Consider the following 12,517-nt stretch of genomic DNA (forward strand, 5'->3'; position numbering starts at 1 on the left):
ATTCTTTCGCTAAAGATAACCGATGTTCGATTATCGCACCATATTTCGATTATCGCCCTTGACCGACATCGTTAAGCGGGTCACATTTTGTGCGAACAACGATTAAAAGTGCGATTACCGCACATCAATGGAGCGACCTGATGATTGATAAAAGCGTATCGACGCTGAGCGAGGCCATCGCCGGGATCCACGACGGGGCGACTATTATGATCGGCGGCTTTGGTCCCGCCGGCCAGCCGACCTTTCTGATTGACGCCCTGATTGACCAGGGCGCCCGCGACCTGACCATCATTAACAACAACGCCGGCAACGGCGAAGTGGGGCTCGCGGCGCTGCTTAAGGCTGGCCGGGTGCGCAAAATGATCTGCTCCTTCCCGCGCCAGGTCGATTCCCAGATTTTCGATGACCTCTATCGCCGCGGCAAAGTGGAGCTGGAGCTGGTACCGCAGGGCAACCTCGCGGCGCGGATCCAGGCCGCCGGCGCCGGGCTGGGCGCGGTGTTTACCCCCACCGGCTACGGCACGCCGCTGGCGGAAGGCAAGGAGACACGGGAAATCGACGGCCGCCACTATGTGCTGGAGTATCCGATCAAAGCCGATTTCGCGCTGATTAAAGCCCACCAGGGCGACCGCTGGGGCAACCTGGTGTATCGCAAGGCAGCGCGCAACTTTGGCCCGATTATGGCGACGGCGGCGAAAACCACCATCGTTGAAGTCTCGCAGCTGGTGTCGCTGGGCGACCTCGACCCGGAACACATCATCACCCCCGGCATTTTCGTCCAGCGCGTGTTCTCGCTGGAAAACCTGACTGCCGCACAACGCGCCTGAGGAGCCCGAGATGCAAAAACTGACCCGTGACGAAATGGCCCAGCGCGTGGCCCGCGATATCCCCGAAGGCGCTTACGTTAACCTCGGCATTGGCCTGCCGACCCGGATTGCCAACTACCTGCCTGCCGACAAAGAGGTGTTCCTGCATAGCGAGAACGGCCTGCTGGGCATGGGGCCGAAGCCGCAGCCCGGAGAAGAAGATCCCGAGCTGATCAATGCCGGTAAAGAGTACGTCACCCTCCTGCAGGGCGGCTGCTATTTCCACCATGGCGACTCCTTCGCCATGATGCGCGGCGGCCATCTCGATATCTGCGTGCTGGGGGCCTATCAGGTCTCCGCCAGCGGCGATCTCGCCAACTGGAGCACCGGCGCGCCGGACGCCATCCCGGCGGTCGGCGGGGCGATGGATCTGGCCATCGGCGCTCGCCAGGTGTTTGTGATGATGGACCATCTGACCCGCGACGGCGAGTGCAAGCTGGTGGAACAGTGCAGCTACCCGCTGACCGGCGTCGGCTGCGTGAGCCGGATCTATACCGACCTGGCGGTGATCGACATTACCGACCGCGGCCCGGTGGTGCGGGAAATCTTTAACGGTCTCTCTTTTGAAGAGCTGCAGCGCATCACTCCGGTGACGCTGACCTTTGAACAACTGGCGGAAAGCGCGTAAGGAACCTATGATGAATCAGGCATTTATCTGTGATGCGGTGCGTACACCCTTTGGCCGTTTTGGTGGTACCCTGGCGACGATGCGCGCTGACGACCTGGCGGCGCTGCCGCTGAAAGCGCTGCTGGAGCGTAACCCAGGACTGGATCCTTCGCGCATTGACGATGTGATCTTTGGCTGCGCCAACCAGGCCGGGGAAGACAACCGCAACGTGGCGCGGATGGCGCTGCTGCTGGCCGGGCTGCCGGAGAGCGTGCCCGGCAGCACCATCAACCGCCTGTGCGGCTCCAGCCTCGATGCGATCGGCGTCGCGGCGCGAGCGATAAAAAGCGGGGAGACGCAGCTGATGATCGCCGGCGGCGTGGAGAGCATGTCCCGGGCGCCGTTTGTGATGGGTAAAGCGGAGAGCGCCTTTAGCCGCAGCATGCAGATGGAGGATACCACCATCGGCTGGCGCTTTATTAACCCGCAGATGAAAGCCCTGTACGGCGTGCATTCCATGCCGGAGACGGCGGAAAATGTCGCCGATAAGTTTGCCATTTCCCGCGCCGATCAGGATGCGTTCGCCTTACGCAGTCAACTGCGCACCGCCGCGGCCCAGGAGGCTGGGCGTTTTGCCGATGAGCTGATCGCCGTCCAGGTGCCGCAGCGTAAAGGCGAGCCGCTGCGGTTTAGCCGCGATGAACACCCGCGCAGCACCTCGCTGGAGGCGCTGGCGAAACTGCGCGGCGTGGTGCGCGCCGACGGCAGCGTCACCGCCGGCAACGCCTCAGGCGTTAACGATGGCGCCTGCGCGCTGCTGCTGGCCAGCGAAACCGCGCTGGCGGCCAACGATCTTCAGCCGCTGGCCCGGGTGGTCGGCGTGGCGACGGCCGGGGTGGCGCCGCGCATTATGGGCTTTGGCCCGGCGCCGGCGGTGCGGAAGGTGCTGGCGCAGACCGGTCTGACGTTAGCCCAGATGGACGTGATCGAGCTGAATGAAGCCTTCGCCGCCCAGGCGCTGGCGGTGACCCGCGATTTGGGCTTACCGGACGATGCCGCCCATGTGAACCCCAACGGCGGGGCGATCGCCCTGGGGCATCCGCTCGGCGCCTCCGGCGGCCGCCTGGCGATGACCGCAGCTTACCAGCTAAAACGGACCGGCGGCCGCTACGCGCTGTGCACCATGTGTATCGGCGTCGGGCAGGGGATCGCCCTGATTATTGAACGTGTTTAAGGAGCCAGAATGAGTTTGTTGACCCCGATGCTGCGCAGCAGTCCGCTCACCGACTGGTTCAGCGACGCGCAGCGGGTGCAGGGCATGCTGGATTTTGAAGCGGCGCTGGCCCAGGCGCAGGCCGCCTGCGGGATGGTGCCGGCGGCGGCGGTCGGGCCGATTGTCGCGGCCTGCCGCCACGAGGCGATCGATTTTACCGCCCTGGGCGAGGCGGCTGTGGGGGCGGGTAATCTGGCGATCCCGCTGGTGAAACAGCTGACGGCCCAGGTAAAAGCGCGGGATCCAAACGCCGCGCGCTACGTTCACTGGGGCGCCACCAGTCAGGATGCTATCGACACCGGGCTGGTGCTCCAGCTGCGCGGGGCGCTGGATGCCGCCGAGCAACTGCTTGAGCGACTGTTGGCGGCCCTCGCCGGGCAGGCCGACCGTCATTGCCACAGCGTGATGCCGGGCCGGACCTGGATGCAGCATGCGCTGCCGGTGACCTTTGGTCTGAAGCTGGCGGGCACTCTCGACGCGCTGCTGCGCTGGCAGCAGCGGCTGCGGGAGATGCGTCCGCGTCTGCTGGTGCTGCAGTTCGGCGGCGCCGCGGGGACCCTGGACGCGCTGAAAGCGCAAGGACCGGCGGTTGGCCAGGCGCTGGCGCAGAACCTCGGTCTGTCGCTGCCGGATACCCCGTGGCACAGCCAGCGCGATCGGCTGCTGGAGGCAGGCGCCTGGTTCGCTGGCGTCTGCGGCACCCTGGGGAAATTCGCTAACGACTTCTCCCTGCTGATGCAGACCGAAGTGGCTGAGGTGGGCGAGCCGGTAGCGGAAGGGCGCGGCGGCTCGTCGACGATGCCGCATAAGCGCAATCCGGTGGCCTGCGCGGCGATCCTGACCGCCGCCCAGCGCACCCCGGGTCTGATGGCCACCCTCTACGCCTGCCAGATTCAGCAGCACGAGCGGGCGCTGGGCGGCTGGCAGGCGGAGTGGGAGACCCTGCCGGAGCTGATTACCCTGGTGGGCGGGGCGCTGGCGCAAAGCGAGGCGCTGGTGCGCGACATGCAGGTCTTCCCGCAAAAGATGCGCGCCGACCTCGATATCACCCACGGGCTGATCATGGCTGAGGCGGTGACCCTGGCGCTGGCGGAAGGCATCGGCAAAGCTGAGGCGCACCATCATATTGAGGCGCTGTGCCGTCAGGCGCTGGACCGCCACTGCCCGCTGGTCGATCTGCTCGCGGCGGACCCGCGGGTTAGTCAGTATCTCTCCCGCGAACGCTTAACCACGCTGCTGGACCCGGCAACGGCGACCGGCAGCGCCGAACGCTTTGTGCGCCAGGTGCTGGCGCGTTATCAGGAGCAACATGATGAATCTTGACTATCAACTCGACGGACCGGAAGGTGCGCCGGTTATCGTTCTCTCCAACTCGCTGGGCACCACCCGGGCGATGTGGCAGCCGCAGACAGAGGCGTTAACCGCCCATTTCCGGGTGCTGCGCTACGACACCCACGGCCACGGTAAAACGACGAAAAATGGCAAAGTGACCCTTGCCCAGCTGGGAGAAGATGTGATTGCGCTGCTCGATCATCTGAATATCGACCGCGCCTGGTTCTGCGGGATCTCGATGGGCGGTCTGACCGGTCTGTGGCTGGGCCGCTTTGCGCCAGAGCGTTTTTATGGTCTGGCCGTCGCGAACACCGCGGCGCGCATCGGCGATCAGGCCAGCTGGCTGTCGCGGGCGCGGGCGGTACGCCAGGAGGGAATGGCGGTGGTGGCCGCCGGGGCGGCGGATCGCTGGTTCACCCACGCGTTTCGCCAGAAGGCGCCGGAGGTGGTGGAGGCCCTGTGTCACCAGCTGACCCATACCGACGCCGAAGGCTATGCCGCCTGCTGTGAGGCGCTGGCCGCCGCCGACCTGCGGGGTGAAGTAGGGCAGATCCCGCTGCCGACGTTAATCATTGCCGGGGAAAGTGATCCTGTCACCACGGTCGGTGACGCTAATTTCCTGCAGCAGCAGATCCCCGCCTCCCAGGTGGTAGTTCTGCCGGCATCGCATCTGTCAAACATTGAGGCGGCGAAAAGCTTTACTTCAGCGCTGCTGAGCTTTTTCCAGGGAGAACGCCATGGAGGATAAACAGCGCTATCAGGACGGGTTGGCGGTGCGGCGCAAAGTACTGGGCGACGCCCACGTCGACCGTACGCTGCAGCATCTGACGCCGTTGAACGAAGAGTTTCAGGACTTTATCACCCGCTACGCCTGGGGTGAGACCTGGACCCGTCCGGGGCTCGACCACCACACCCGCAGTATGATCACCATTGCCATGCTGATTGCTCTCAATCGCGAGGCGGAACTGAAGATGCATCTGCGCGCGTCGTTTAACAACGGGGTGACCCGCGATGAGCTGAAAGAGTTGATCATGCACTCTGCGCTGTACTGCGGACTGCCGGCGGCCAATGCCACGATGCATCTGGCGCAGCAGGTGTTTGACGACATTGACGCCGCGCAGGGTTGAGTCGTCGTCCAGGTCGGATTGCCCGGCAGTCGTTGTAGGCCGGGTAAGGAACAGACGCCACCTGGGGAAATAACGGCACAACCGGAAGTGTTCCTGTTCGCACTATGTTGGCAGGGTTACAACGTCTATGTTAACTCCGGGCAGATTGCGCTCCCGGTTGATCTTCAGCGTTATGTCACTCATGGCGCAGGCAGCGCACAGGGGGCGGCCAGTCGCCGCCGCCCCCTGTACCCCCGGCCTTCCGGGAACGTCTCAGCGATGTTGAGGCCGCCAGCACCGGCAGTTTCAGTCGCGCAAGTGGGTTAATTAACGGCTGGCTGCACGGCCCCTGTAGGCCGGGTAAGGTGTACGCCGCCACCCGGCGGAAATGCCGCTACGTTATCCCTTATTTCTCACCCTCCTGCGGCGCGACGGCATGGGGCATCGTCCCGGTCGACCCGAGGGTCAGCATCAACCCGGGAAAGGGAATTATTGTTATTTTTCAGCATCCAAGGGACGACTTGTCGTTGAGCATAGCCGGGCAGGAAGTGAATTCAAGCTGGCGCGGCGCGGGCATAAAAAAAGCCGTCACCTGAACGGCGACGGCCTGCTGTTAGCGCCAGAGGGGGGCGTTAGCCGTGCTGTTTACAGCCGGCGCACTGCTTGTTCTGGATCTGCTGGAAGAAATCGTTGCCTTTATCATCGACGAGAATAAACGCCGGGAAATCTTCCACTTCGATTTTCCAGATCGCCTCCATCCCCAGTTCCGGATACGCCACGCACTCAAGGCTCTTGATGCTCTGTTGCGCCAGCACCGCCGCCGGGCCGCCGATGCTGCCGAGGTAGAAGCCGCCGTGTTTGTGGCAGGCGTCGGTGACCTGCTGGCTGCGGTTGCCTTTCGCCAGCATCACCATGCTCGCGCCATGGGACTGCAGCAGATCGACGTAAGAGTCCATGCGGCCTGCGGTGGTCGGGCCGAGGGAGCCGGAGGCGTAACCGGCAGGCGTTTTGGCCGGGCCGGCGTAGTAGATCGGGTGATCTTTCACGTACTGCGGCAGTTCCTCGCCATTATCGATAAGCTCTTTCAGCTTGGCGTGGGCGATATCGCGGGCGACGATAATAGTGCCGTTGAGACTCAGGCGGGTGGAAACCGGATGGGCGGACAGTTGCGCCAGGATCTCGCTCATCGGCTGATTCAGGTTGATGCTGACCACCTTGCCTTCGCCCTGCTGACGCAGATGTTCAGGGATATATTTTCCTGGATTGCTCTCCAGTTTCTCAATCCAGATACCGTCGCGGTTGATTTTGGCTTTGATGTTGCGGTCGGCGGAGCAGGAGACGCCCATGCCGATCGGACAGGAGGCGCCGTGGCGCGGCAGGCGGATCACCCGGATATCGTGGGCGAAGTATTTGCCGCCGAACTGCGCGCCGAGGCCGAGGTTTTGCGCTTCCTGCAGCAGTTCCTGCTCAAGCTGCACATCGCGGAACGCCTGACCGTGCTCGTTGCCTTCGGTTGGCAGACCGTCGTAGTAGCGGGTGGAGGCCAGCTTGACGGTTTTCAGCGTCGCTTCCGCCGAGGTACCGCCGATGACAAAGGCGATATGGTACGGCGGGCAGGCCGCGGTACCGAGGGTACGCATCTTCTCCACCAGATAGTTTTTCAGCTTCGCCGGGGTGATCAGCGCTTTGGTTTCCTGGTAGAGATAGGTTTTGTTCGCCGAGCCGCCGCCTTTGGCGATACAGAGGAATTTGTACTCATCGCCATCGGTAGCATAGAGGTCGATCTGCGCCGGCAGGTTGGTGCCGGTGTTGACCTCTTTATACATATCCAGCGGGGCGTTCTGCGAATAGCGCAGGTTGTCCTGGATGTAGGTGTTGTATACCCCCTGCGCCAGCGCGGCTTCGTCGCCGCCGCCGGTCCAGACGCGCTGGCCTTTTTTACCCATGATGATGGCGGTGCCGGTGTCCTGGCAGGTGGGCAGAATGCCTTTGGCGGCGATATCGGAGTTGCGCAGGAACTGCAGGGCGACGTATTTGTCGTTTTCGCTGGCTTCCGGGTCGTTAAGGATATCCGCTACCTGCTGCTGATGGGCCGGGCGAAGCATAAAGGAGGCGTCGTGGAAGGCATGTTGCGCCAGAAGGGTCAGCGCCTGAGGGTCAACTTTTAGCACTTCCTGGCCGGCAAATTCGGCGACGGAGACGTGCGCTTTGCTGAGCAGATAGTATTCGGTATCGTCGTGCGCCAGCGGGAACGGATCCTGATAAACAAACGGTTTAGTCGACATAATCACTTACTCCATAAAGATAAAACCGCCGGGGTGGTCCCGGCGGTTATGAATCAGAACATCATGGACATCCACGGATAGCCAATCAGCAGCAGGGCGGCCAGGAAGATGGCGCCAAAGATGGTGCCGAGGCGCCAGTAATCTTTGGTCGGCAGATAGCCGCTGCCGTAGTAGATCGGGCTTGGGCCGGTACCGTACGGGGTGATGATCCCCATCACGCCCAGCGAGGTCACCATCAGCAGAACGAACACTTCCATATTCATCCCCGGAATGGTGGCGGCGATAGTCAGCATGGCCGGCAGCAGCGCGGTAGTGTGCGCGGTGGTGCTGGCAAACAGATAGTGCAGCAGGTAGAACGCCAGCAGCAGGACGATGGTCGCCATCCCCGGGGAGATACCGCTCATCAGCGCGCCGCCCTCTTTACCCAGCCAGGCGATAAAGCCGGTAGAGGAGAGGCCGTCGGCCAGCGCCACCAGGGTGGCGAACCAGACAAAGGTGTTCCACGCCGCTTTGTTGTTGGTGATATCGCTCCAGGAGAGCACGCCGGTCCACAGCATCAGCACGATAACCAGCAGGGCGGCCAGAGCCGGTTCAATCCAGTCGGCTGCGAAGATCCACATCATCAGCGCGAAGCAGACGAACACCAGCAGCAGGATCTCATTGCGCGACAGTTTGCCCAGTTTTTCCAGTTCACGAGCGGCCCACAGCGGCACTTCGTTATTGACTTTCACTTCCGGCGGGTAGAACCAGTAGGCCAGCAGCGGCATGGTCAGGATCAGCAGTACGCCAAGCGGCAGGAAGGCGATGAACCAGGTGCCCCAGGAGATGTTGATACCGACGATGCTTTTTACCAGCGCCAGCGCCAGCAGGTTCGGCGCCAGTGCTGACAGGAACATCGAGCTGGTGATACAGGCGGCAGTGATCGCTACCCACATCAGATAGGAACCGATTTTACGCGCGCTCGGATCGTTTGGTTTTGAACCGTACAGCGGCGGCAGGTTGGCGATAATCGGGTAGATGGTGCCCCCGCTGCGCGCGGTATTCGACGGCGTAAACGGCGCCAGCAGCAGATCCGCGAAGGTGATGGCGTAGCCCAGCGTCAGGCTGCGACGGCCGAGATATTTCACCAGAATCAGCGCCAGGCGGCGGCCGAACTGGGTTTTATCGTAGCCGGCGGCGAACATAAAGGCGCCGAAGATAAGCCACACGGTGGAGTTGCCGAAGCCGCTCACCGCCCACTTAAAGGAGGCGCCGGCCATTTTGAAGCCAGGTGCGGCCATCTGTTCCGGGCTGAACAGCAGCCACTGACTGCACAGGGCGATGACCACCACGCCGGTGATGCCGATAACGGCGCCAGGCAGTGGTTCAAAAATCAACCCGACGATCACCCCGACGAAGATAGCGAAGTAGTGCCAGGCGTACGGCGGCAGGCCGTCCGGGACCGGGACGAAGAGTAACAGCACGGCAACGATAATCGGCAGCGCCATCATCAGGAGACGTTTTTTATTCGCAGTCGTTGGATTGACTGCACCGGCAGGCGGTATGGTTGTCTTTTTCTCTTTCATAATGAGTATCTGCAAGTTGTTGAAAATAACGTTTACGCCAGCGATGCGCTCAGTGGTTTCTTTAATTACAAAAGTTTCTTTAGTTTTTATTTTGCGTTTCTGAGTATCGTTGGGGCGATTATTTAACGCGATTTGATGGGCGTTAAATTAAATTTATTGGTTATTTATATATTGCGCTTTCAATGGCCGTTGCAATTGATCAAGATCAAGAAAAGCAGGTGATTTCACTATTTTTTTATTATCAGTATAACCCTATGTGATGAGGTGTTATTTTGGCGAAAATATCGGTAAATGTTAAAATAAAAATAAGCAATTAATGCTAATTTTTTCCATGAGTTTCGTAAGTTGCTGAATAATAACTGTAATGTGCGCGAGTTTGGTCGTTGTGAATGTTAACGTAAGTATCTGAAATGTTATCGTTCATTTGTATTATGTAAATGCTATTTATTATTTTAATAATACAATAGAGGTAGCGATGTTATTGCTGGGGTTAAATAGTTTTATAACTAACGTAATTGATTTAGTAACTAAAAAACCCGTTATATTATTGGCATGACAACAGGAATTAAAAAACCACAACCATTAATGATTCCGTCACCCCATTCTGAATTTTTAATATTTTAAAATCTGGAGCGTAACTTATGACCAGTAACGAACGAATTCTGCAGCCATTTACTTTACCAAATGGTACGGAGCTGAAAAACCGTTTGCTCATGGCGCCGATGACCACTTGCACCGGTTATTTCGATGGGACTGTCACCAGCGAGCTGGTGGAGTACTATCGCGCTCGCGCCGGCAGCATCGGCACCATTATTGTCGAGTGCTGCTTTATTGATGACTACGGCCTGGCCTTCCCGGGTGCTATCGGTATCGATAACGATGAAAAAATCGCCGGCCTGGCGAAAATCGCCGAAGCGATTAAAGCGGAAGGTTCGAAAGCGATTCTGCAGATCTATCACGGCGGCCGCATGGTCGACCCGCAGCTGATCGGCGGTCGCCAGCCGGTGGCGCCGAGCGCTATCGCCGCCCCGCGTGAGGGCGCCGCGATGCCGCGGGCGCTGAGCGGAGACGAAGTGGAAGGCATGATCGCCAAGTTTGGCGATGGGGTCCGTCGCGCTATCCTCGCCGGTTTCGACGGAGTCGAAATTCACGGGGCTAACACCTATCTCATTCAGCAGTTCTATTCGCCGAACTCCAACCAGCGCGACGATGAGTGGGGCGGTAGCCGCGACAATCGCGCTCGTTTCCCGCTGGCGGTGCTCGACATCACCCATAAAATGGCCCGCCAGTACGCTGACGATGCCTTTATCATCGGTTACCGCTTCTCGCCGGAAGAGATGGAGGTCCCGGGGATCCGCTTCGACGACACCATGTATCTGCTGGAAAAACTGGCCGCTCGCGGCGTCGATTATCTGCACTTCTCGGTGGGCGCGACTCTGCGTCCCTCTATCGTTGATACCTGCGACCCAACGCCGCTGATTGAGAAATACTGCGCCATGCGCTCTGACACTCTGGCTCAGGTGCCGGTGATGGGCGTCGGCGGGGTGGTTAACGTCGCCGATGCCGAGCTGGGCCTCGATCACGGCTATGATCTGATCGCCGTGGGCCGCGCCTGCATCGCCTATCCGGACTGGGCGGCTCGTATCGCCGCGGGTGAAGAGCTGGAGCTGTTTATCGACAGCACCCAGCGCGAGGCGCTGCATATTCCGGAACCGCTGTGGCGCTTCTCGCTGGTGGAAGCGATGATCCGCGACATGAGCATGGGCGACGCCAAATTTAAGCCGGGGATGTTTGTTGAAACCGTTCAGGATGACGCCAATGAGCTGGTGATCAACGTCAGCCTCGAAAATGACCATATCGCCGATATCGAACTGGCGGCGAGCCCGGTGCAGACCGTGGAGTTCACCACCAGCTTCGAAGAGATCCGCGAACGTATTCTGACCGCCAATACCCCGCACGTGGACGCTATTTCCGGGGCCACCAGCCAGAGCGAGGCGGTGAAAAAAGCGGTCGCCAAAGCGATGCTGAAATCGAGCAAAGCGCTGGCGGCGGAAGAGGGCGGCAATGACGCCGCGCCGAAAAGCTATGATGTGGTGGTGGTCGGCAGCGGCGGCGCCGGTCTGGCGGCCGCCATTCAGGCTCACGACGAAGGCGCCAGCGTGCTGATCGTCGAGAAAATGCCGACCATTGGAGGGAACACCATCAAGGCTTCCGCCGGGATGAACGCCGCGGAGACCCGCTTCCAGCGCGTGAAAGGCATTCAGGACAGCAAAGAGCTGTTCTATCAGGAAACCCTGAAAGGTGGGCACAATAAAAACAACCCGCAGCTGCTGCGCCGCTTCGTGGAGAATGCCCCGCAAGCCATTGAATGGCTGGCTGACCGCGGCATTATGCTCAACGATATCACCACCACCGGCGGGATGAGCATTGACCGCACCCACCGTCCGCGCGACGGGTCAGCGGTCGGCGGCTATCTGATTAGCGGCCTGGTGCGCAACATCACCAAACGCGGCATCGACGTCCTGCTGGATACCTCGGTGGAAGAGATCCTGATGAGCGGCGATGAAGTCAGCGGCGTGCGTCTGATCAACGACGAAAACGAGATCATTGAAGTCCAGAGCAAAAGCATTGTGGTGGCCACCGGCGGCTTCAGCGCCAACAGCGCGATGGTGGTGAAGTATCGTCCTGACCTCGAAGGGTTCGTCACCACCAACCACAAAGGGGCCACCGGGAGCGGTATCGCGCTGCTGGAGCGTATCGGCGCCGACACGGTGGATATGGGCGAAATTCAAATTCACCCGACCGTTGAACAGCAGACCTCTTATCTGATTTCCGAGTCGATTCGCGGCGGTGGGGCGATCCTCGTCAACCAGCAGGGTAACCGCTTCTTCAACGAAATGGAGACCCGCGATAAAGTCTCCGCGGCGATTATCGCCCTGCCGGAACACTATGCGTACATCGTCTTTGACGAACATGTACGGGCGAAAAACAAAGCCGCCGATGAGTACATCGCCAAAGGCTTCGTCACCAGCGCCAGCTCGCCGCGTGAACTGGCGGAGAAACTGGGGATGGATTACCATGCCTTCCTCGCCACCCTCGAGTGCTACAACGGGGCGGTGGAAAAACAGCATGATGAACAGTTTGGCCGTACCACCGCGCTGCGCGCGCCGATTAACGAAGGTCCGTTCCACGCCATTCGTATCGCCCCGGGGGTGCACCACACCATGGGCGGCGTGACCATTAACACCGATGGCGAAGTGCTGAACGTTGCCCGTCAGCCGATCCGCGGCGCCTACGCCGCCGGTGAGGTGGTTGGCGGGATCCACGGCGGCAACCGTATCGGGGGTAACGCGGTGGCGGATATCATCATCTTCGGCACCCTCGCGGGCCACCAGGCGGCGAAACGCGCCAGAGGATAACACGCCATTGTTGATGCCGGGCCGGCGCTGTCGCCGCCCGGCTTACCCCTACTAAGGAGAGCCC

General features: G+C 60.5%; 9 protein-coding genes. 7 read left to right on the forward strand and 2 right to left on the reverse strand.

Features of this window, described 5'->3' with window-relative positions; translation table 11 throughout:
* The first annotated feature begins 140 nt into the window (after nucleotides 1–140).
* Genes ABLV54_RS00425 through pcaC form a run of 6 tightly spaced genes read left to right on the forward strand, consistent with a single transcriptional unit; the run spans nucleotide 141 to nucleotide 5,205 of the window.
* A complete protein-coding gene (locus ABLV54_RS00425; RefSeq protein WP_023289514.1) occupies nucleotides 141–827 on the forward strand; it encodes a 3-oxoacid CoA-transferase subunit A in 687 nt (228 codons plus the stop codon).
* Between the two features lie 10 nt (nucleotides 828–837).
* Entirely contained in the window at nucleotides 838–1,494 is a 657-nt protein-coding gene (locus ABLV54_RS00430) for a 3-oxoacid CoA-transferase subunit B (RefSeq protein ID WP_023289515.1), read from the forward strand.
* Nucleotides 1,495–1,504: 10 nt separating this feature from the next.
* Nucleotides 1,505–2,707 carry a 3-oxoadipyl-CoA thiolase gene (pcaF, locus tag ABLV54_RS00435; protein WP_050534353.1) on the forward strand — a complete coding sequence of 401 codons (1,203 nt, stop codon included), beginning with the start codon at nucleotides 1,505–1,507 and terminating at the stop codon, nucleotides 2,705–2,707.
* A gap of 9 nt (nucleotides 2,708–2,716) precedes the next feature.
* On the forward strand, nucleotides 2,717–4,069 hold the full coding sequence (locus ABLV54_RS00440; protein ID WP_050534352.1) for a 3-carboxy-cis,cis-muconate cycloisomerase: 1,353 nt from the start codon (nucleotides 2,717–2,719) through the stop codon (nucleotides 4,067–4,069).
* A complete protein-coding gene (gene pcaD / locus ABLV54_RS00445; protein ID WP_032452712.1) occupies nucleotides 4,059–4,826 on the forward strand; it encodes a 3-oxoadipate enol-lactonase in 768 nt (255 codons plus the stop codon). The genes ABLV54_RS00440 and pcaD overlap by 11 nt, the downstream gene beginning before the upstream one ends.
* Nucleotides 4,816–5,205 (forward strand): 4-carboxymuconolactone decarboxylase, encoded by a 390-nt coding sequence (gene pcaC / locus ABLV54_RS00450; protein ID WP_023289519.1) that lies wholly within the window; start codon nucleotides 4,816–4,818, stop codon nucleotides 5,203–5,205. The genes pcaD and pcaC overlap by 11 nt, the downstream gene beginning before the upstream one ends.
* A gap of 611 nt (nucleotides 5,206–5,816) precedes the next feature.
* Here the strand turns inward: pcaC and fumA are convergent.
* Both fumA and ABLV54_RS00460 read right to left on the reverse strand, forming a co-directional pair.
* On the reverse strand, nucleotides 5,817–7,469 hold the full coding sequence (gene fumA, locus ABLV54_RS00455; protein WP_123822709.1) for a class I fumarate hydratase FumA: 1,653 nt from the start codon (nucleotides 7,467–7,469) through the stop codon (nucleotides 5,817–5,819).
* A gap of 53 nt (nucleotides 7,470–7,522) precedes the next feature.
* The gene (locus ABLV54_RS00460; RefSeq protein WP_049092623.1) at nucleotides 7,523–9,034 is read right to left on the reverse strand and encodes an anion permease; all 1,512 of its coding nucleotides are present in this window, start codon (nucleotides 9,032–9,034) and stop codon (nucleotides 7,523–7,525) included.
* Between the two features lie 641 nt (nucleotides 9,035–9,675).
* Here ABLV54_RS00460 and ABLV54_RS00465 point away from each other — a divergent pair.
* Nucleotides 9,676–12,453 (forward strand): flavocytochrome c, encoded by a 2,778-nt coding sequence (locus tag ABLV54_RS00465; protein WP_044522748.1) that lies wholly within the window; start codon nucleotides 9,676–9,678, stop codon nucleotides 12,451–12,453.
* The last annotated feature ends 64 nt before the right edge of the window (nucleotides 12,454–12,517 follow it).

Origin of the sequence: Klebsiella sp. JB_Kp042 (assembly GCF_040065275.1) — a bacterium.
In the GTDB taxonomy this organism is placed as follows: Bacteria; Pseudomonadota; Gammaproteobacteria; order Enterobacterales; family Enterobacteriaceae; genus Klebsiella; species Klebsiella quasipneumoniae.

What these genes read in the sequence shown, in the direction of transcription:
- ABLV54_RS00425 (WP_023289514.1), top strand. Translation starts at nt 141, where the DNA reads ATGATTGATAAAAGCGTATCGACGCTGAGCGAGGCCATCGCCGGGATC.
- ABLV54_RS00430 (WP_023289515.1), top strand. Translation starts at nt 838, where the DNA reads ATGCAAAAACTGACCCGTGACGAAATGGCCCAGCGCGTGGCCCGCGAT.
- pcaF (WP_050534353.1), top strand. Translation starts at nt 1,505, where the DNA reads ATGAATCAGGCATTTATCTGTGATGCGGTGCGTACACCCTTTGGCCGT.
- ABLV54_RS00440 (WP_050534352.1), top strand. Translation starts at nt 2,717, where the DNA reads ATGAGTTTGTTGACCCCGATGCTGCGCAGCAGTCCGCTCACCGACTGG.
- pcaD (WP_032452712.1), top strand. Translation starts at nt 4,059, where the DNA reads ATGAATCTTGACTATCAACTCGACGGACCGGAAGGTGCGCCGGTTATC.
- pcaC (WP_023289519.1), top strand. Translation starts at nt 4,816, where the DNA reads ATGGAGGATAAACAGCGCTATCAGGACGGGTTGGCGGTGCGGCGCAAA.
- fumA (WP_123822709.1), bottom strand. Translation starts at nt 7,469, where the DNA reads ATGTCGACTAAACCGTTTGTTTATCAGGATCCGTTCCCGCTGGCGCAC.
- ABLV54_RS00460 (WP_049092623.1), bottom strand. Translation starts at nt 9,034, where the DNA reads ATGAAAGAGAAAAAGACAACCATACCGCCTGCCGGTGCAGTCAATCCA.
- ABLV54_RS00465 (WP_044522748.1), top strand. Translation starts at nt 9,676, where the DNA reads ATGACCAGTAACGAACGAATTCTGCAGCCATTTACTTTACCAAATGGT.